The organism is Burkholderia sp. WTPI3 (assembly GCF_021483755.1).
GTDB lineage: Bacteria > Pseudomonadota > Gammaproteobacteria > Burkholderiales > Burkholderiaceae > Burkholderia.
This window is the reverse complement of record NZ_JAGIXF010000040.1, coordinates 45,853-64,415: the sequence shown is the minus strand read 5'-3', so window position 1 is coordinate 64,415 and position 18,563 is coordinate 45,853. Positions and strand designations below refer to the sequence as shown.

Annotated in this window: 15 protein-coding genes, 1 pseudogene and 1 riboswitch; of the genes and pseudogenes, 8 read left to right on the top strand and 8 right to left on the bottom strand. The window is 70.9% G+C overall.

What is annotated here, in order from left to right; all coding sequences use genetic code 11:
* The 3 genes from J7024_RS21500 to J7024_RS21490 form a co-directional block, all read left to right on the top strand.
* Window positions 1–2,059 (top strand): helix-turn-helix transcriptional regulator (locus J7024_RS21500; protein WP_234745465.1); only part of this gene is annotated, 2,059 nt, incomplete at its 5' end.
* 239 nt (window positions 2,060–2,298) lie between these two features.
* Window positions 2,299–3,423 carry a porin gene (locus tag J7024_RS21495; protein WP_124825702.1) on the top strand — a complete coding sequence of 375 codons (1,125 nt, stop codon included), beginning with the start codon at window positions 2,299–2,301 and terminating at the stop codon, window positions 3,421–3,423.
* Between the two features lie 209 nt (window positions 3,424–3,632).
* Entirely contained in the window at window positions 3,633–4,337 is a 705-nt protein-coding gene (locus tag J7024_RS21490) for a glutathione S-transferase N-terminal domain-containing protein (RefSeq protein ID WP_124825703.1), read from the top strand.
* 125 nt (window positions 4,338–4,462) lie between these two features.
* Here J7024_RS21490 and J7024_RS21485 read toward each other — a convergent pair whose 3' ends face one another.
* Window positions 4,463–4,969, bottom strand: a complete 507-nt coding sequence (locus tag J7024_RS21485; protein WP_175750859.1) for a MarR family winged helix-turn-helix transcriptional regulator — start codon at window positions 4,967–4,969, stop codon at window positions 4,463–4,465.
* Between the two features lie 131 nt (window positions 4,970–5,100).
* Here J7024_RS21485 and J7024_RS21480 point away from each other — a divergent pair, with 131 nt between their 5' ends.
* Window positions 5,101–6,285: an MFS transporter gene (locus J7024_RS21480; RefSeq protein WP_234745468.1), complete on the top strand. Its 1,185-nt coding sequence runs from the start codon at window positions 5,101–5,103 to the stop codon at window positions 6,283–6,285.
* A 49-nt stretch (window positions 6,286–6,334) separates the two neighbouring features.
* On the opposite strand, the gene cobM is transcribed toward J7024_RS21480, so the two are convergent.
* Genes cobM through cbiE form a run of 4 tightly spaced genes read right to left on the bottom strand, consistent with a single transcriptional unit; the run spans window position 6,335 to window position 10,176 of the window.
* Window positions 6,335–7,063, bottom strand: coding sequence for a precorrin-4 C(11)-methyltransferase (gene cobM, locus J7024_RS21475; RefSeq protein ID WP_124825705.1), 729 nt, complete (start codon window positions 7,061–7,063; stop codon window positions 6,335–6,337).
* A 43-nt stretch (window positions 7,064–7,106) separates the two neighbouring features.
* Complete coding sequence (locus J7024_RS21470) at window positions 7,107–7,838, bottom strand: cobalt-precorrin-6A reductase (protein ID WP_124825976.1); 732 nt, start codon at window positions 7,836–7,838, stop codon at window positions 7,107–7,109.
* 5 nt (window positions 7,839–7,843) lie between these two features.
* Window positions 7,844–8,932, bottom strand: coding sequence for a cobalt-precorrin-5B (C(1))-methyltransferase (locus J7024_RS21465; protein WP_124825706.1), 1,089 nt, complete (start codon window positions 8,930–8,932; stop codon window positions 7,844–7,846).
* Complete coding sequence (gene cbiE / locus J7024_RS21460; protein ID WP_175750875.1) at window positions 8,932–10,176, bottom strand: precorrin-6y C5,15-methyltransferase (decarboxylating) subunit CbiE; 1,245 nt, start codon at window positions 10,174–10,176, stop codon at window positions 8,932–8,934. The genes J7024_RS21465 and cbiE overlap by 1 nt, the downstream gene beginning before the upstream one ends.
* 204 nt (window positions 10,177–10,380) lie before the next feature.
* A riboswitch (cobalamin riboswitch) is annotated at window positions 10,381–10,571 on the top strand.
* 106 nt (window positions 10,572–10,677) lie between these two features.
* On the opposite strand from cbiE, the gene cobG reads away from it, so the two are divergent.
* The 4 genes and pseudogenes from cobG to cobJ all read left to right on the top strand — a co-directional run bounded on the left by cobG (window position 10,678) and on the right by cobJ (window position 15,117).
* Window positions 10,678–12,039 carry a precorrin-3B synthase gene (gene cobG / locus J7024_RS21455; protein ID WP_279607700.1) on the top strand — a complete coding sequence of 454 codons (1,362 nt, stop codon included), beginning with the start codon at window positions 10,678–10,680 and terminating at the stop codon, window positions 12,037–12,039.
* Complete coding sequence (locus tag J7024_RS21450) at window positions 12,032–12,658, top strand: precorrin-8X methylmutase (protein ID WP_124825709.1); 627 nt, start codon at window positions 12,032–12,034, stop codon at window positions 12,656–12,658. The genes cobG and J7024_RS21450 overlap by 8 nt, the downstream gene beginning before the upstream one ends.
* Entirely contained in the window at window positions 12,655–13,389 is a 735-nt protein-coding gene (locus J7024_RS21445; RefSeq protein WP_124825710.1) for a precorrin-2 C(20)-methyltransferase, read from the top strand. Before J7024_RS21450 ends, J7024_RS21445 begins: the two co-directional genes overlap by 4 nt.
* A pseudogene (cobJ, locus tag J7024_RS21440) lies at window positions 13,386–15,117 on the top strand (precorrin-3B C(17)-methyltransferase). The gene J7024_RS21445 and the pseudogene cobJ overlap by 4 nt, the downstream one beginning before the upstream one ends.
* Window positions 15,118–15,149: 32 nt before the next feature.
* Here cobJ and J7024_RS21435 read toward each other — a convergent pair.
* From J7024_RS21435 to J7024_RS21425, 3 genes are all read right to left on the bottom strand, one after another.
* Complete coding sequence (locus tag J7024_RS21435; RefSeq protein WP_175750856.1) at window positions 15,150–15,893, bottom strand: IclR family transcriptional regulator; 744 nt, start codon at window positions 15,891–15,893, stop codon at window positions 15,150–15,152.
* A gap of 59 nt (window positions 15,894–15,952) precedes the next feature.
* The gene (locus tag J7024_RS21430) at window positions 15,953–17,119 is read right to left on the bottom strand and encodes an acyl-CoA dehydrogenase family protein (RefSeq protein ID WP_175750855.1); all 1,167 of its coding nucleotides are present in this window, start codon (window positions 17,117–17,119) and stop codon (window positions 15,953–15,955) included.
* A gap of 116 nt (window positions 17,120–17,235) precedes the next feature.
* Window positions 17,236–18,537, bottom strand: a complete 1,302-nt coding sequence (locus J7024_RS21425) for a CitMHS family transporter (protein ID WP_175750854.1) — start codon at window positions 18,535–18,537, stop codon at window positions 17,236–17,238.
* Between the last annotated feature and the right edge of the window lie 26 nt (window positions 18,538–18,563).

Here is an 18,563-nt window from a genome sequence, read left to right as displayed (position 1 = left end):
GAGGGTCGGCGCGGGGGGGTGCGCGCGCTTGTTCGAGCGCGTCGACGGCTGGCCGCTCGGGCTGCAGCTCGCGATGGCCGCGATGGCGCGCTCGGCCGATCCGCGCCAGGCCGTCGACGCGCTTGCCGCGCGCATGGACGGCACCCGCGACCGACTGGTCGAGCTGCTGCTCGCGAACCTGTCCGGCGACGACACCGTGTTCCTCACCCGCACGAGCGTCGCCGACCGTCTGCATCCGGCGCTGTGCGCCGCGCTGCTCGACGACGCGGATGCCGCCGGCCGGCTCGCACGGCTCGCGCGCGACACGCCGCTGTTCATCGCGTCCGACGATTCCGACTGGTGCCGGCTGCATCCGCTCGTGCGCGATACGCTGCGCGACCGCCTGGCGGCGCAACCCGAAGCGCTGCGCAGCGCGCTGCATGCCCGCGCGGCCGCGTGGCTCGACACCCACGGGATGACGGAAGAAGCGGCGCGCCAGGCGTATGCGGCCGGCCAGTTCGAGACCGCGTACGCGCTCGCGCGGCGCTGCCTCGAGGATGCGATCAAGCAGGGCCGCATCAACGACGTGCTCGACTGGCTCGCGTTGCTGCCCGATGCGGAACTCGACAAGCGGCCGACGCTGCGGATCGCGGTTGCGTGGGCGCTGGCGCTCGGCGAGCGCCATGTCGAGGCGCAGCGCCAGATTGCCGGCATCCTGGCCGACGCCGGCACGCCGGCCGCGATGCGCTACGAATGCGCGTTGATCCTCAGCGCGGCCGCGTATTACGCCGACGAAATCGATCGCTTCGTCGAGCTGTTCGAACCGTGGGCCGACTTCATGCCGCCGGCGGCGACGTGGCTTGCGCAGATGCATGCGAACCGCCTGTCGGCGCGCGCGATCATCGTCGGCGAGCCGGCCCAGGCGCGCCGCTTCCAGCAGGCAGCGCAGCGCAGCGAGACGGCGGCTGGCTTCGGCTATGTCGCGCGCTGGGGCGAATTGATCACCGGCCTGAGCTACCTGCGCGAAGGCCAGATCCGGCTCGCGGACGACACGTTGTCGCCGGCGCTCGCACGCGCGGAAGCCGATCTCGGGCGCCGTCATCCGCTGACCTGCATGCTCGCGGCGATGTGCGCGTCGATCGCCTACGAGGCCGATCGCGTCGAGCAGGCCGCCGCACTGCTCGCGAACCGGCTCGACGTGCTCGAGCACGCGGGCACGCCCGACAGCGTGCTGCTCGGCTACCGGACGGCCGCACGCATCGCGCTGCTGCGCGGCGTCGAGCATCGCGCGATCGACCTGCTCGAGGCGCTCGACGCGATGGGCGTCGCGCGGCGGCTGCCGCGCCTGTCGGTCGCGAGTCTAGCCGAGCAGGTGCGCATTCACGCGGCGCGCTATCGCGAAGCCACCTGCCATGCGCTCGTCGAGCGCATCGATGCGATCGCCGCGGCGGAATTTCCATCGCACGGGCCGCTGTGGCGGCGCCCCGTCGTGCTGCTGCAGGCGATGGCGCACGCGGGTGCCGCGCTCGCCGCGCGCCGCTGGGACGATGCCCGCGCCGCGCTCGACGAAGCGGCCGTGCTGGCCCGCGAGATGAGCACGGGACGCGAGCGCATCGAGATCATGGCGCTCAGCGCGTTCGCGCTCGAACAGTCGGCGCACGGCGGCCGCGCGCTGCTCGAAGAGGCGATGAACCTCGCGGACATGTTCGGCCTCACGCGCACGCTTGCCGACGCACATCCGGCGCTCGCCGACTGGGCGCGACGCGTCGGCGACGAGGCGCCGGCGGGCGACGGCCCGGCGCGGCCAGCGCTGCCGCAACCGCGCATCGTGCCGCCCGCGCCGCGCAGCACGGCCAGCCCGCGCGCGGTGCCGAGCGTCGTGCTGACGCCCAAGGAGCGCGCGATTCTCGAGTTGCTCGCGCGCAACCTGTCGAACAAGGAGATCGCGGTAGCGCTCGCCGTCGGCGAGGAAACCGTGAAGTGGCACCTGAAGAACCTGTTCGGCAAGCTCGACGCCAGTTCGCGCAAGCATGCGGTGCGCCGCGCGCTGGTGCTCGGGTTGCTCGAAAGCGCGCCCTGAACCTCCGCTTGCTCCTGCCAGCGCCGGTCGCGCCCGGCCGTTGACGGCAACCGCGTCGCCTGTCCCCCTTCCGGTTCTCCGCAACCCTGCCCCCCGCGCGTGGGGGGGAACGGCCGCGCGTCGTTGCGTAGTCTTTCCGCACGGCTCGCGGCGGCGCCGCATCCCGCGCGTTCCCGCCTGCCCTGCTTCACCCGCCCGGGCTCGATCCCGTGCGGTCCATTACGATCCTGGAGACTTCGATGAAGACGAAACTGGCCGCGCTCGCGGCGCTTGCCGGCTGCTCGGCGCTCGCGCATGCGCAATCCTCCGTCACGCTGTACGGCGTGGTCGACACCGGCCTGTTGTACCAGAGCACGTCGGCCGCATCGTTCAGCCCGAACGCGCCGAACACCGGCAAGGTGTTCCGCATGAAGGACGGCGGCATCTATTCGAGCTTCTGGGGCATCCGGGGCACCGAGGATCTCGGCGGCGGCTACAAGGTCAACTTCAAGCTGCAGGGTTCGTTCGACAGCGGCACCGGCAAGATGCAACTGAGCGACACACCGGGCGCGGCCGCGATCTTCAACCAGGTCGCGTCGCTCGGCATATCGGGGCCGTTCGGCTCGTTCGCGGCCGGTCGCCAGATCGTGCCGATGATCTACGCGATGGCCGACACCGACGTGCGCAACGCGCAGTTCTTCGGCAGCGTGCTGACCGCATGGCTCGGCCTGAACACCGCGGCCGGCTGGCCGGGGACGAGCACCAACGGCGCGATCGGCGCGCTGTACGACAGCAATGCGCTCGTCTATCAGTCGCCGACGTTCGCGGGCGCATCGATCGCGCTCGAATACGCGCCCGGCGGCGTCGCCGGACAGTTCCAGGGCGGCACGCGCGAATCGGTCGTGCTCAGGTATGCGAACTACGGGCTCAACGCCGCGGCCGTCTACTACAACGGCCACGACACGAATCCGGCGCCGGGTGTCGCGCCGACCGGCGTCGACAACAACCGCTTCGTCTACGTCGGCGCGAAATACACGCTCCACGATTTCTCGGTGTCGGCGTCGTACGGCAACGGCCGCAATCCCGCGCATGCCGACCAGGTGAACCTCGACATGCTGTCGGCGGGCGTCGGCTATCGCTTCACGCCGGCGCTGCAGGTCACGTCCGCCGTGTATTACCTGAAGGACCGCAACCGCTCGGAAAACCGGTCGACGGCCGTCGTGCTCACGGCCGACTACAGCCTGTCGAAGCGGACGATGGTCTATGCGCAGGTCGGCCACGTGAACAACCGCGGCACGATGGACCAGATGCTCGTGTACGGGCAGCCGGTTGCGCCCGGGGTCGGCACGACGGCCGCGATGCTCGGGCTGAGGCACAACTTCTGACGACGCGATGCGTGCGCGGCGGCGCCCGGGCGCGACGCGCGGCCCGCCGTCTGCAGCGATCGCGGGGATCGGCTACAGTGGGCGTTTTCGGCGCGTCCCGCCCGCCTGCCGATGCGATCGTCCCGTCCCTGCCGCCGTGTCGGCGGCCGCCCGGCGACGCGCGGCAGGCCGGCGGAGCGCGGATCCTCCACGTTGACGAGCGAACCTCCATGCCCGATCTGTCCGCCTTCCCGATCACGAAAAAATGGCCGGCCCAGCATCCCGACCGTCTCCAGCTGTACTCGCTGCCGACGCCGAACGGCGTCAAGGTGTCGATCATGCTCGAGGAAACCGGCCTGCCGTACGAGCCGCACCTTGTGCGCTTCGACACGAACGACCAGCTGTCGCCCGAATTCCTGTCGCTGAACCCGAACAACAAGATCCCGGCGATCATCGATCCGGACGGTCCGGACGGCAGACCGCTGCCGCTGTTCGAATCGGGCGCAATCCTGATCTATCTCGCGGACAAGACGGGCCAGTTGATCCCGAAGGATCTCGCGGGCCGCTACGAGACGATCCAGTGGGTGATGTTCCAGATGGGCGGCATCGGCCCGATGTTCGGCCAGGTCGGCTTCTTCCACAAGTTCGCCGGCCGCGACTACGAGGACAAGCGTCCGCGCGACCGCTACGTCGCCGAATCGAAGCGCCTGCTCGGCGTGCTCGATGCGCGTCTGGCGAACCGCAAGTGGGTGATGGGCGATGCGTACACGATTGCCGACATCGCGATTTTTCCGTGGGTGCGCAACCTGGTCGGGTTCTATGAGGCGGGCGATCTCGTCGGCTTCGGCGAGTTCCGCCACGTCGCACGCGCGCTCGAAGCGTTCGTCGCGCGTCCGGCCGTCGCGCGCGGGCTCAATATCCCGGCACGCGACTGAGCCCCTGCGGCGGGCGCTGCCCGCTGCCGGTCCGGCCCGCCGCGTCGCGCGGCGGGCGGCTTTCCCGCTTCCCTCTGGCGTTTCCGCTTTCCGCTCGCGGCGTTCGGCGTGACGATCCGGCGGCGCTATTTCCCGGCCGACGCCTGTTTCCCCCATCCCGCCAGCAGTTTTTCCAGCAACGCTGAAAGTTGCGCCTGCTCCGCCTCCGACAGCGTGGCCAGCATCGCGCGCTGATTGTCGACGTGCGCGACCACCGCGTCGTCAATCAGCGCGCGGCCGGCGTCCGTCAGCGCGACGAGCGTACCGCGTCCGTCGGCCGGGTTCGGCCGGCGCTCGACCCAGCCGGCCTTCTGCAGCCGATCGATGCGTGCGGTCATCCCGCCCGACGACATCATCAGCGCGTCGTACAGCGCGGTCGGCGTCAGCGCGAACGGCGCGCCGCTGCGTCGCAGCGTCGCCAGCACGTCGAATTCGCCCGGCTGCATCCCGTAGCGCGCAAACAGCGGATTGAGACCGTCGCGCGCGATCACGAGCGCGGCCTCCTGCAGCCGTCCCATCACGAGCATCGACGACGCATCCAGATCCGGACGCTCGACGCGCCATTGCGCGAGCGCATGCGCGGCTCGATCCATTAACCCTCCTCGGCTTGTCAGTTATCTTGACGTCGAGATAAATCAGCATTTATCTTGATGTCGAGATACTTTACATGAATACGCGCGGTTCCTCGACGAAGGCGCCGCGCATCGATATCGAGGGCCATTCGATGAATCGCTTCACTTCCCCCGGATGGCGGCTGGCCGCCATCGTGCTGGTCGGGCTGAACCTGCGGCCGGCGCTGGCCGCGATCGGTCCGCTGCTCGACATGATCCAGCGCGCGACCGGCATCGGCGACGGCGCGGCGAGCCTGCTGACCACGATTCCGATCCTACTGATGGGCCTCGGCGCATTGAGCGCGCGGCGATTGCAGCACGCGACGGGCATCTCGGGCGGCGTATGGCTCGGTGTCGCGCTGATCGGGTTCGCGTGCGTGTCGCGCATCGGCGCGCGGCATGCGTGGCTGCTGCTGGCGAGCGCATGCTGTGCGGGCATCGGGATTGCGATGGTACAAGCGTTGCTGCCGGGGTTCGTCAAGGCGCATTTCGCGACGCGCATCGGTGGCGCGATGGGTGTGTATTCGACGTCGATCATGGGAGGCGCGGTGCTCGCGAGCGTCGTCGCGCCGTTTGCCGCCGCCCGCTGGGGCTGGCTCACGGCGCTTGCGGGCTGGGCGTTGCCGGCCGCGATCGCGGCGATCGCGTGGCCGCTGGCCAGCCGCGGCGGCGATGCGGCCGCGTTCGGAGCGGCTGCGACGCCGGCCACGCATGCGCGACCGTCGCGCTCGCCGCGCGCATGGCGGCTCGCGGCGTTCTTCGGGATCGCGACGGGCGCATACACGCTGGTGCTGGCATGGCTACCGCCGTACTACATGCGGCTCGGCTGGTCGCCGACCGCGGCCGGCACCCTGCTCGGCGGCGTGACGCTCGCGGAAGTGGTCGCGGGGCTGACGATCTCGGCGACGATCGACCGCCTGCCCGATCGCCGGCCCGCGCTGCACGCGGCGATCGCGTCGCTGCTCGCCGGGTTGCTGGTGATGCTGGCCGCGCCGCAGGCGCTCGCGTTGCCGGCCGCGCTGCTACTGGGGGCCGGGATCGGCGCGCTGTTTCCGCTGTCGCTGATCGTCACCGTCGATCACGCGGCGACGCCGGCCGATGCGGCATCGCTGACGGGGTTCGTGCAGGGTATCGGCTATCTGATCGCGGGGCTGTTTCCGTTCGCGGCGGGCTTGGTGCGCCAGCATCTCGCGGATCTGTCGCCCGCGTGGATCGCGATGGCATGCCTGTGTGTCGTGCTGTTCGCGCTGGCGACCGGATTCGCGCCACGGTTTGCGCGCCGCGCCGCGCGGGCATAGCGCAGGTCAGGTGCGGTGGATGACGCGCGAGTCCGATCGTACGGCGGCCTCAGCCTCCGCTCGCATAGAGCGTTGAGTCCGCGAACCCTTCGGCATCGAGCACGCGTCCGATCAGGATCAGCGCGGTGCGCTCGATCTGCGTGCCCTGCACCTTGCCGACGATGTCGGCCAGCGTGCCGGTCACGCGTTCCTCGTCGGGCCAGCTCGCGCGATAGATCACCGCGACTGGGCACGCGGGCCCGTAGTGCGGCAGCACTTCGTCGACGATTCGCGCGAGATGCCGCACGCCGAGATGAATCGCGAGCGTCGCGCGATGCGCGGCGAGCGAACCGAGCGCTTCGCCTTCGGGCATCGTCGTCTTGCCCGCGAAGCGCGTGAGGATCACCGTCTGCGCGACACCGGGCAGCGTCAGCTCGACGCCGAGCGTCGCCGCGCACGCGGCCGTGGCCGTCACGCCCGGCACGATTTCATAGGGAATCCCGAGCGCTTTCAGCCGGCGAATCTGCTCGCCGATCGCGCCGTACAGCGACGGATCTCCCGAATGCACGCGCGCGACGTCCTGCCCTTTCGCATGCGCGTCGGCGAGTAGCGCGACGATCGTATCGAGGTCGAGCTCGGCCGTATCGACGACCCGTTCCGCGCGATGGCCGCCGAGCACGGCCCGCGGCACGAGCGAACCGGCATACAGGATCACCGGGCACGAGCGCACGAGGCGCTGGCCTTTCACCGTGATCAGTTCCGGGTCGCCGGGGCCCGCGCCGATGAAATACACCGTCATCGAAAATTCTCCGTCAATTCATTGTGCAGCCGGTCGCGCCGCGTCACGCGCGCGCGGCCGGATCGAGCGCATCGAGCAGCGCGGCGGCCGAGTCGAACGCGCGATCGGCGTCGGGCAGCGGCGGCCGGCGCAGCATCACGACCGGCAGCCGGCGTTCGCGTGCAACCTCGAGCTTGGCCTCGGTCGCGGCGCCCCCGCTGTTCTTGCTGACCACGACGTCGATGCCCGCGAGTGCGAACAGCGCGCGTTCGCCGTCGAGCGTGAATGGCCCGCGCGCGGCGACGACCTGCGCGCGGGCGTTGCCGGGATGCGTATCGAGGCAGCGCACCAGCCAGAACTGGTGCGGCGGGATATCGTCGAGATGCGCGAGCGGTTCGCGGCCAAGCGTGAACAGCGGCCGCCGGAACGGCGCGAGCGCGGCTTCGATGCCGGCCCAGTCGTCGACCATCCGCCAGTCGTCGCCGGGCCCGGGTGTCCACGGTGCGCGGCGCAGCGCCCACAGCGGCACGCCGGCGTCGCGCGCGGCGGCCGCCGCGTTCGCGCTGATTTGCGCGGCATACGGATGCGTGGCATCGATCACGAGACCGATACCGGCGCTGCGCAGATATGCGGCAAGCCCCGCCGCCCCGCCGAAGCCGCCGACGCGCACGTCGCAGCGCAAATCGTCTGGCGCCTTGCCGAGGCCCGCGAGGCTGTAGACGTGTTGCGGGCCGAGTGCGCGTGCGATCTTCAGCGCGTCGCCGGTGCCGCCGAGCAACAGGATGCGGGTGTTCATGGTGTTCATCGCGCGTCTCCGACGAAGCGGCCCTGCCGGTCGATCGCGAACATCTCGACGGCGACCGAGGCCGGCACGATGTCGCGCGCGACGCGCAGTGCATGTGCGCAGACGATGTCGCCGAGCGGTACGCCGTCGGCCTGCGCGAGCTTCAGTGCTTCCTGGCTCGTGTTCGCCGCGCGCATCGCGGCCTGCAGCGCGTCGTTCGCGCCGGCCTCCGCCGCCCACTGCGCGAGCAGCGGCAAGTCGATGCTCGAATGACGGCTGTGCAGGTCGAGATGGCCGGCCGCGAGCTTGCTGAGCTTGCCGAAACCGCCGCACATCGACAGGCGCGCGACGGGCGCGCGGCGCAGGTGTTTCAGCACCGCGCCCGCGAAATCGCCCATTTCGATCAGCGCCATGTCGGGCAGGCCGTAGTGCGCGCGCATCGCGTCCTCGCTCGCGTTGCCGGTACACGCGGCGATGTGCGCGATGCCGTTGGCGCGCGCGACGTCGATGCCCTGGTGGATCGACGCGATGTACGCGGAACACGAGAACGGCCGCACGATGCCGGTCGTGCCGAGGATCGACAGCCCGCCGACGATCCCGAGGCGCGGGTTCATCGTCTTCAACGCGAGCGCCTCGCCGCCCTCGACGCCGATCGTCACGTCGAAGCCGCCCGTATAGCCGTATTCGGCGGCAAGCGCGTCGAGGTGGGTCGTCATCATCCGGCGCGGCACCGGATTGATCGCCGGTTCGCCGACCGGCAGCGTGAGCCCCGCGCGCGTGACCGTGCCGACGCCCGGCCCCGCATGAAAGCGCACGCCAGGCGCCGCGGCGAGCGCGACGCGCGCGAAGATCAGCGCGCCGTGCGTGACGTCGGGATCGTCGCCGGCGTCCTTGAGCGTGCCGGCTTCGGCGCCGTCGGCCGTGGTCCGGCAGAACTCGAGCCGCATCATCGCGCGCTGCCCCTTCGGCAGCACGATTTCGACCGCATCGTCCGCGCGGCCCGCGAGCAGCAGGCGCGCAGCGGCGAGCGACGTTGCGGTCGCGCAGCTGCCGGTCGTGTAGCCGAACCGCAGCGGCGCCGGTTGTTCGGGGGTTTCGTCGCGCATCACGCGAGGTCCGCGAGATTCGACAGGTGCGTTGCCGTGGCATCCGGCTTGCGCACGTCGTAGAGCGTGACGGGCAACGGTTGTCGCCATGTGTCGAAGCGGCCAAGCGGCTCCGCATGTGCGAGCGACACGCGCGTGAGCGTGCCGCCGTGCGCATCGCGCCACGCGGCCAGCGCCATCTCGCCCTGCAGCGTGACCGCGTTCGCGACGAGCCGGCCGCCGGGCTTCAGCGCCGACCAGCATGCGTCGAGCACGCCGGGCGCGGTCGCGCCGCCGCCGATGAAGATCGCGTCCGGCGCGGCGAGTCCCGCGAGCGCAGCGGGCGCGCGCCCCGCGACGAGTTGCAGGCCCGGCACGCCGAGCGCGTCGCGGTTGTGTTCGATGAAGCGCTGCCGCTCGGCGTGCGATTCGATTGCGATCGTCTGGCACGATGGATGCGCGCGCATCCATTCGATGCCGATCGAGCCGCTGCCCGCGCCGACGTCCCACAGCAGTTCGCCGGGTGCGGGCGCAAGACGCCCGAGCGTGAGCGCGCGCATGTCGCGCTTGGTGAGCTGGCCGTCGTGGCGATACGCGTCGTCGGGCAAGCCGGGCGTGAGCACGCGGCGTGGTGCGTCGGGGCCGGCCCGGCAGTCGAGCGCGACGAGATTGAGCGCGGCCGTTTCGCCGACGTTCCAGTCCTGCGCGAGGCTGTCGATGCACCGCTCCAGCGGGCCGCCGAGATGTTCGAACACGCTGATGCGCGTCGGGCCGAAGCCGCGTGCCGTGAGCTCGGCGGCGACCGTGGCCGGCGTGCGGCCGTCCGCGCTCAGCACGAACAGGCGCCGGCCCGGCAACAGGTGACGCGCGAGCGTCGCGAGCGGGCGGCCGACAAGCGACACCGCGCCGACGTCCTGCAACGCCCAGCCGAGCCGCGCAGCCGCGAGCGACAGCGACGACGGGGCGGGCAGCACGCGCCACTCGTCGGGGGACAGTTCGCGCGCGAGCGTCGCGCCGACGCCGAACAGCATCGGATCGCCGCTCGCGAGCACGCAAACGGGCGAGCCGCGGCGCGCGAGCAGGCCCGACAGGTCGAACGGCGACGGCCACGATTCGCGCGCGGCCGGCAGCCGCGCGGGCAGCATGTCGAGGTGCCGCTTCGCGCCGACCACCTGCGTCGCGACGCGCAGCGCGCGCCGCGCGCTGCGTCCGAGCCCCGCGTAACCGTCGTCGCCGATGCCCACCACCGTCAGCCACGCCGTCATGCACCCTTCCCCATCGTTCGATTCCATCGAGTTGCCGCGCGGCGGCCGTGAAGGCGCCGGTACGGCCGTCCGCATTGCGAAAGTCGGCATGGTACCGTGTTCCACCGCGCGTTTCATCTGCCTGGCTGCCGCCCCGCACCGTGCTTTGCCCCGGCTCCGGCGCATGGCCGGGCGGTCGCGAAGCGCCGTCGAAATCGGGTATCCTACGGCCGTTCGATCGCCGGTGCCCTTCGGGGCCGAAGAGGGAACACGGGGCGCGCGTCGCGCCGCCGTGGCTGCCCCCGCAACTGTAGACAGCGAGCCGATCTCCCCTTCACGCCACTGGTTTTACCGGGAAGGCCGGGAGCAGGCGCCGACCTGTCAGCCAGGAGACCTGCCGGCCTGAAAGTGCGTGCGTGCCAGTCGGCGTCGGGCGGGGTGTACCGATGCGTTGGCCGCTGCGCGACACTGTCCCGTATTCCGTTGAGTTCCGCCCCCGTCTCGATTCCTGTGTCGCCCGCCGTGCGCCCGTCGGCCTGCCCGGGGCTCGTGCGCGTCGTCGCGGCCGCCGACGGCGGACTGTGCCGCATCAAGCTGCCCGGCGGCCGGCTCGACGCGCGGCAGGCGCGCGCGATCGCCGCCGCGGCGCGCGCCTGCGGTTCCGGTGCGATCGACGCGACCAATCGCGCGAATCTCCAGTTGCGCGGCATTCGCGACGGCGCGGCCGATCCGCTGGCCAGCGCATTGCTCGCCGCGGGCCTCGGCCCGCGCGCGAGCGCCGCCGATGCCGCAGACGACCGGACCGCGCTCGCCATGAGCGACGACGTCCGCAACCTGATGCTCAGCCCGCTCGCCGGGCACGATCCCGACGCGTTGCTCGACAGCCGCGCACTCGCGCCCGCCCTCTTCGACATGCTGGCTCGCGAGCCGCGTCGCGGCGAACTGTCACCGAAATTCTCGATCCAGCTCGATGGCGGCGAATCGGTCGCGGCGCTCGATCATCCGCACGACATCTGGCTGGCCGCATGGCGTCGCGGCGACGGCGCGCTGCGCATCGCCGCGGGCGTGGCCGGCTGCGTGCCGGTCGCCCCCGACGACACGCCCGCCTTGATCGGCGTCTCGCCCGACCAGGCCGCCGCGCTTGTGCGTGCGTTGCTGCTCGCGTTCCTCGATCTCGCGCCTGCCGACGTCGCGCGGATGCGCGCCTTGCTCGCGAGCTGCGGCGAACGCGCGCTGCTCGAACGCGCACAACACTACCTGCCCTTCCCGCTGGCAGCCGATCCAGCGCTCGCCGGCTGGCGACGCGCGCACTCCGATGCCGCGCTGCGTTTCGGCGCGCGGCCGTCGTTCGACGCGGCCCGCTGCAGCGTCGGCGCGCAATTCGCGCTCGGCCGGCTCGACGCGATGCAACTGGAGCGGCTCGCCGAAATATCCGAAGCCGACGGCGACGGCACGCTGTCGATGACGCCATGGCAAGGCGTGTTCGTGCACGGCGTGGCACATGATCGCGCGCCGGCCGTGCTTGACGCGCTCGCGTCGCTCGGCCTCGTGTGCGCGATGACCGATCCGCTCGCGTCGCTCGCCGCGTGCACGGGCAGCGCGGGCTGCACGAAATCGCGTGCCGATACGAAACGCGACGCGCTCGCGCTGGCCGCGCGCATCGGCCGTCCGCTCGACGTGCACCTGACCGGGTGCGAGCGCCATTGCGCGCTGCCGCACGCGGCGACGCACACGCTCGTCGCGGTCGCGACCGGGCGCTACGACCTTTACCGGCGCGACGCTGCCGCGGGCCTCGGCGCCCCGCTCGCGCGCCATCTGACGATTGACCAGGCCGCGGCCCGACTGACGGGCGCGCGGCACAGCCAGGACACCACCGATGCTTGACTACATTCGCGACGGGCAGGAAATCTACCGCCAGTCGTTCGCGACGATCCGCGCCGAGGCCGACCTGTCGCAGGTTCCGCCCGATCTCGAGAAACTCGCGGTGCGCGTGATCCATGCGTGCGGGATGGTCGACGTCGTCCACGATCTGCACTTCTCGGCGGGCGCCGGCACGGCCGGGCGCACCGCGCTCGCGGCCGGCGCGCCGATCCTGTGCGACGCGAAGATGGTGGCCGAAGGCATTACGCGCGCGCGGCTGCCGGCCGGCAATCGCGTGATCTGCACGCTCGGCGAGCCGGAAGTGTCCGATCTCGCGCGCCATCTCGGCAACACGCGCTCGGCCGCGGCGCTCGAACTGTGGCGCCCGCAGCTGGCCGGCAGCATCGTCGTGATCGGCAACGCGCCGACCGCGCTGTTCCACCTGCTCGACATGATCGACGCCGGCGCCCCGCGCCCCGCGCTGATCCTCGGCTTTCCGGTCGGCTTCATCGGCGCGGCCGAATCGAAGGCGATGCTGGCCGCCGACAGTCGCGGCGTGCCGTACGTCGCACTGCTCGGCCGGCGCGGCGGCAGCGCGATGGCCGCCGCCGCGGTCAACGCGCTTGCGACGGAGGCCGAATGACGGCCGCGCGCGGGCGCCTGTTCGGCGTGGGTGTCGGCCCCGGCGACCCTGAACTGATGACGATCAAGGCGCTGCGGGTGCTGCAGGCCGCGCCGGTGGTCGCGTATTTCGTCGCGAAGGGCAAGAAGGGCAACGCGTACGGGATCGTCGAGGCACACATGCTCGATACGCAGACGCAACTGCCGCTCGTCTACCCGGTGACGACCGAGGCGCTGCCGCCGCCGCTGTGCTACGAAACGGTGATCGCCGACTTCTACGACACGGCCGCCGGGATCGTTGCATCGCACCTCGATGCGGGGCGCGACGTCGCGGTGATCTGCGAAGGCGATCCGTTCTTCTACGGTTCGTACATGTACCTGCACGATCGGCTCGCGCCGCGCTACGACACCGAGGTGATCCCGGGAGTGTGCGCGATGCTCGGCGGCACGGCCGTGCTCGGCCAGCCGCTCGTGTACCGCAACCAGAGCCTGTCGGTGCTGTCCGGCGTGCTGCCGGAGGACGAATTGCGCGCGCGGCTCGCGCAGGCCGACGCGGCCGTCGTGATGAAGCTCGGCCGTAACTTCGACAAGGTGCGGCGCGTGCTCGACGACCTGGGGCTCGCGAAGCGCGCGCTGTACGTCGAGCGCGCGACGATGGCGGCCCAGCGCATCGTGCCGCTCGACGAAGTCGATCCGATGGCGTCCCCGTATTTCTCGCTGCTCGTGGTGCCGGGGGAAAAATGGCAAGGATGACGACTCCGCCCGCGATCGTGATTCTCGGCGCCGGCGCGCTCGACACAGCGCGGCGCATCCAGGCGCGCTATCCGGGCGCCCTCGTGCACGGGCTCGCGTCCCGTGTCGCTGCCGACGTGCCGTTCGACGAACTCGGCGCGCACCTGCGCGAGCTCTATGCGCGCGGGCTGCCGATCGTCGCGCTGTGCGCGGCCGGCATCGTGATCCGCTGCATCGCGCCGGCGCTGGCCGATAAGGGTGTCGAGCCGCCCGTGCTCGCCGTCGCGGAAGACGGCTCGGCCGTCGTGCCGCTGCTCGGCGGGCTGACCGGCGTGAACGTGATCGCGCGGGAAATCGCCGCCTCCGTCGGCCTCCCGCCCGCGCCCCCGACGCGCGGTCCGTTGCGCTTCCGCGTGCGTGCTCAATCCGCCCGAAGGCTATGCGCTCGCCGATCTCGCGCAGGGCAAGCGCTTCGTGGCCGACCTGCTTGCGGGCGCGGCCACGCGCATCGACGGCGCGGCGCCGTGGCTCGACGACGTCGCGCTGCCGCGCGACGCGGCGGCAGCGCATGCGATTCGCGTCACGCCCGAGGCGTGGCGCGGCGCGCGCGACGAGCTCGTGATTCATCCGCGTAGCGTGGTGGTCGGTATCGACGTGCATGGTGCGCGGGCGGATGCGTCGCCGCCGGTTGCCGCGCGGGTCGAAGCGTTGCTCGACGCGCAGGGGCTCGCACGACCGGCGCTCGCCGCACTCGTTGCGCCCGCAACATTGCTCGGCAACGTTCGACTGGAGGAAGCGGCGCAAGCACTCGGCGTGCCGCTGCGCTTTGCCGATGCCGATGCCGAAGTCGGAGGCGCTCACGCGAACGACACCGATGCCGCCGTATTGCTCGGCCGCACGTTGCGCGTCGCGCATACGCTGCGCGCCGCCGCCGACGGTCTTGCCTGCGCCGTTGCTTCACACCCGATCGATCCGGCCACGCTCGGTCGCGCCCGTGGCCGCCTGACCGTGCTCGGCCTCGGCCCCGGCGCCGCCGCGTGGCTCACACCGGCCGCACGCAGCGCGCTCGCTGAAGCCACCGACATCCTCGGCTACACGACCTACGTGACGATGGCCGGCCCGTTCCGCGCCGATCAATGCGTGCACGGCACCGACAACCGCGAGGAAATGCAGCGTGCCCGCCATGCGTTCGAACTGGCGGCGCAAGGCCGGCGCGTCGCGGTCGTATCGTCGGGCGATCCGGGCGTGTTCGCGATGGCCGCGGCCGTGCTCGAAGCGCTCGACGAAGCGCGCGACCCGCAATGGGCGGCGGTCGACCTGCGCGTGGAACCGGGCATCTCGGCGTCGCTCGCGACGGCCGCGCAGGCCGGCGCGCCGCTCGGCCACGACTTCTGCGCGATCTCGCTGTCGGACAACCTGAAACCGTGGGACGTGATCGAGACGCGCTTGCGGCATGCGGCGCAAGCCGATCTCGTGATGGCGTTCTACAACCCGATCTCGCGTGCGCGGCCGTGGCAGCTCGATCGTGCGCTCGACGTCGTGCGCACGCATCGCGCGGCCGATACGGTCGTCGTGCTCGGCCGCGACATCGGCCGCCCCGGCGAGACGCTCGCGACGACGACGCTCGGCGCGCTGCGCAGCGATCAGGTGGACATGCGCACGATGGTGATCGTCGGTTCGTCGACGACGCGGCGCTTTGCGATCGACGGCGGCCGCGAGTGGGTCTATACGCCGCGCTGGTATCGCTGAATCTCTGACGCGCGGCGTGCCAGGCCGTGGCGCTAGCCGCGCCCCTGCTCGGCCAGCAACCGCGCCTTCGCATCGACCAGCAGCGCCGCATGCGCGTCGCGATGCTGACGGATCCGCTCGGTCGGCCCGACGACGGACAGCCCGTACCAGTCGCCGTCGAGCGTCACCGCAACCGCGATCGCCGACAGCTCGGGCGCGCTCTCGCCGAAATTCTCGGCCCAGCCGAGTTCGCGAAACCGCGCGGCTTGCGCGACGAGCGCCGGCAGGTCGGCGACGCTCGCGTCGGTGAAGCGTTCGAACGACAACTGCGCGCCGAGCGCCTGCTGCGCATCGCCGGCAAGTTCCGCGAAGATCGCCTTGCCGATCGAGTTCGCATGCAGCGGGCGCAGCTCGCCGGGCTGGCGCGTATAGCGGATCGCCTGCTCGGACTCGACGACGTCGAGATACGTGACCGACGTGCCCTGGATCTTGCCGAGCACGGCCGTCTCGCGGCTCGCGTCGCGCAGCGCGACGAGATGCGGATGCACGAGGTCGACGACGGGGTCGGTCGCGTCGATCGCGGCGGCGATCGTCTGGAGGCGCCGCGTCGGATAGTAGCCGCCGCGCTTGCGCACTTCGTACAGATAGCCGCGGCTCACGAGCGTGCGCGCCATCGCCAGGCAGCTCGACGCCGGCACGTTGAGCAGGCGCGCGAGCTCGGTGAGCGGCAGCGGCCGCCGTTCGGCGGCGAACAGCTCGAACAGGTCGAGCGTGCGGGCAACGAGTTTGACGTCCATGACGAGCGCTTGATTCGGAACGGGAAGCCGCGCGCCGGGCGAGCCGCCGGTCGGTACGGTCAGTACGACTTCGGCAGCCCGAGCACCTTTTCCGCGATGTAGCACAGGATCAGTTGCGGACTCACGGGCGCGAGCCTCGGAATCATACACTCGCGCAGGTAGCGCTCGACATGGTATTCCTTCGCGTAGCCCATCCCGCCGTGCGTCGCGACCGCGGTCTGGCACGCCTGGAACGCGGCTTCCGCGCCGAGGTACTTCGCGGCGTTCGCCTCCGCGCCGCACGACTGCCCCGCGTCGTAGCGCGTCGCGGCCTTCATCACCATCAGCCACGCAGCCTCGAGCTGCATCCACGCCTGCGCGAGCGGATGCTGGATCGACTGGTTCTGCCCGATCGGCCGGCCGAACACGACGCGCTCGCACGCATACTTCGTCGCGCGCCGCAGCGCGGCCTGCCCGAGGCCGATCGCCTCGGCGGCGATCAGGATCCGCTCGGGATTCAGCCCGTGCAGCAGATAGCGGAAGCCGTCGCCCTCGTTGCCGATCAGGTCGTCGCGCGGCACGCGCAGGTTGTCGATGAACAGCATGTTCGAGTCGACGGCCTTGCGGCCCATTTTCTCGATCTCGCGCACCTCGACGCGCGAACGGTCGAGATCGGTATAGAACAGGCTCAGCCCGTCGGTCGGCTTCGCGACCCGGTCGAGCGGCGTCGTGCGCGCGATGATCAGCATCTTGTTGGCGACCTGCGCGGTCGAGATCCAGATCTTGCGCCCGCTCAGCACGTAATCGTTGCCGTCGCGGCGTGCCTGGGTGCTCAGGTGCGTCGTGTCGAGGCCCGCGTCGGGTTCGGTCACCGCGAAGCAGGCCTTGTCGCGCCCGGCGATCAGCGGCGGCAGGAAGCGCGCCTTCTGCGCGTCGTTGCCGAACACCTGCACCGGGTTCAGCCCGAAGATGTTCATGTGCACGGCCGACGCGCCCGACAGGCCGGCGCCCGATGCGCTGATCGTGCGCATCATCAGCGCGGCCTCGGTCATCCCGAGCCCGGCGCCGCCGTGCGCCGGGTCCATCGCGATGCCGAGCCAGCCGGCCTCGGCGAGCGCCGCGTGAAAGTCGGACGGAAACCCGCCCGCGCGATCGCGCTCGAGCCAGTAATCGTCGCCGAAGCGTTCGCAGATTTTCTCGATCGCGCTTTCGATCGCGCGCTGGTCGTCGGTCAGGTCGAACTGCATGGACTGCTCTCCCGGAAAACGTGAACGGCCCGCGGCATGTGCAACGAGGCGCCGGGCCGCCCCAAGGTTGAATGGCACCTCCATGGCCTGGCGCAAAGCGACAGGCCCGCGGGCGCTCATAACGGAAACACGCCCGTCGCGACCGCGGCGAAGACCATCAGCACGGTGGCGGCGAACAGGAACGGAATCGTGAATTTCTGGTGCTCGGCGAGCTCGACGCCGGTCAGCCCGACGATCAGGAACGTCGCGGGCGTGAGCGGGCTCACCGGAAACCCGGTCGTCATCTGGCCGAGCAGCGCGGCCTGCGCCATCTGGATCGGCGGCACGCCGAGCAGCTTCGCGCTTTCCGCGAGCACCGGCAGCACGCCGAAGTAGAACGAATCGGGATCGAACAGCAGGCTGAGCGGCATCGACAGCAGGCCGAGCACGAACGGCATGTGGCGCGCATGCTCGACCGGCACGTGAGCGACGACGACCTCGGCCATCGCCTTGAGCATCCCGGTGCCGGACATGATCCCGGTGAACGCGCCGGCTGCGAGCAGCACGCTCGCCATCATCAGCGCGGCCTTCGCATGCGCGTCGATCCGCTCGCGCTGCGCCTGCACGTCCGGATAGTTGATCACGAGCGCGGCCACCGTGCCGAGCATGAACATCACCATCGGATCGACGATGCCGGACACCAGCGTGACGAGCACGACCAGCGTCAGTGCAAGGTTGATCCCGAAACGCCCGGGCCGGCGCAACGCGCGCTCGGCGTCGGTCAGCTCGCGCGGCGCAATCGCGAGCGCTGCCGCGCCCGCGCGATCGAGCCCGAGCCGCTTCGCCTCGCGCACGCCGAGCACATACGCGGTGCCGAACACGAACACGAGCCCGACGATCTGCACCGGAATCATCGGCATGAAGATCGCCGAGCCGGGAATGTGCAATGCCGCCGACGCGCGCAGCATCGGCCCGACCCACGGCAGGAAGTTGACGCCGGCCGCCATCGACGCGACGCACGCGAGGATCCGCCGGTCCATCCCGAGCCGCGTATAGAGCGGCATCATCGCGGGCAGCGTGACGAGAAACGTGACGGCGCCCGAGCCGTCGAGATGGATCAGCAGCGCGAGCAGCGCCGATCCCATCACGATGCGCGGCGGATGGCAGCCGATCACGCGCAGCACGCCCGCGATGATCGGATCGAGCATCCCGGCGTCAGTGAGGATTCCGAAAAATAGAATCGCAAAAACGAACATCCCGGCGATCGGGCCGATGTTCTGCACGCCGTGCACGATGAACTTGCCGGTCTGAAGCCCGAACCCGGCCGCGAGCGATGCGGCCACCGGCACGACGATCAGCGCGACGAGCGGCGCGAGCCGTTTCGTGATGATCAGGCCGAACAGCGCGACGATCGCAATCGCGCCGATCCATGCGAGCATGATGTGTCTCCTCTTGCGCCGGCGTG

Excerpts from the sequence above, each read along its gene's own strand:
- J7024_RS21465 (WP_124825706.1), bottom strand. The coding sequence starts at position 8,932 with ATGCGCGACGAAACCCCCGAACAACCGGCGCCGCTGCGGTTCGGCTAC.
- J7024_RS21480 (WP_234745468.1), top strand. The coding sequence starts at position 5,101 with ATGAATCGCTTCACTTCCCCCGGATGGCGGCTGGCCGCCATCGTGCTG.
- J7024_RS21485 (WP_175750859.1), bottom strand. The coding sequence starts at position 4,969 with ATGGATCGAGCCGCGCATGCGCTCGCGCAATGGCGCGTCGAGCGTCCG.
- cobM (WP_124825705.1), bottom strand. The coding sequence starts at position 7,063 with ATGACGGTGTATTTCATCGGCGCGGGCCCCGGCGACCCGGAACTGATC.
- J7024_RS21435 (WP_175750856.1), bottom strand. The coding sequence starts at position 15,893 with ATGGACGTCAAACTCGTTGCCCGCACGCTCGACCTGTTCGAGCTGTTC.
- J7024_RS21425 (WP_175750854.1), bottom strand. The coding sequence starts at position 18,537 with ATGCTCGCATGGATCGGCGCGATTGCGATCGTCGCGCTGTTCGGCCTG.
- J7024_RS21495 (WP_124825702.1), top strand. The coding sequence starts at position 2,299 with ATGAAGACGAAACTGGCCGCGCTCGCGGCGCTTGCCGGCTGCTCGGCG.
- cbiE (WP_175750875.1), bottom strand. The coding sequence starts at position 10,176 with ATGACGGCGTGGCTGACGGTGGTGGGCATCGGCGACGACGGTTACGCG.
- J7024_RS21450 (WP_124825709.1), top strand. The coding sequence starts at position 12,032 with ATGCTTGACTACATTCGCGACGGGCAGGAAATCTACCGCCAGTCGTTC.
- J7024_RS21490 (WP_124825703.1), top strand. The coding sequence starts at position 3,633 with ATGCCCGATCTGTCCGCCTTCCCGATCACGAAAAAATGGCCGGCCCAG.
- J7024_RS21445 (WP_124825710.1), top strand. The coding sequence starts at position 12,655 with ATGACGGCCGCGCGCGGGCGCCTGTTCGGCGTGGGTGTCGGCCCCGGC.
- J7024_RS21430 (WP_175750855.1), bottom strand. The coding sequence starts at position 17,119 with ATGCAGTTCGACCTGACCGACGACCAGCGCGCGATCGAAAGCGCGATC.
- J7024_RS21470 (WP_124825976.1), bottom strand. The coding sequence starts at position 7,838 with ATGAACACCCGCATCCTGTTGCTCGGCGGCACCGGCGACGCGCTGAAG.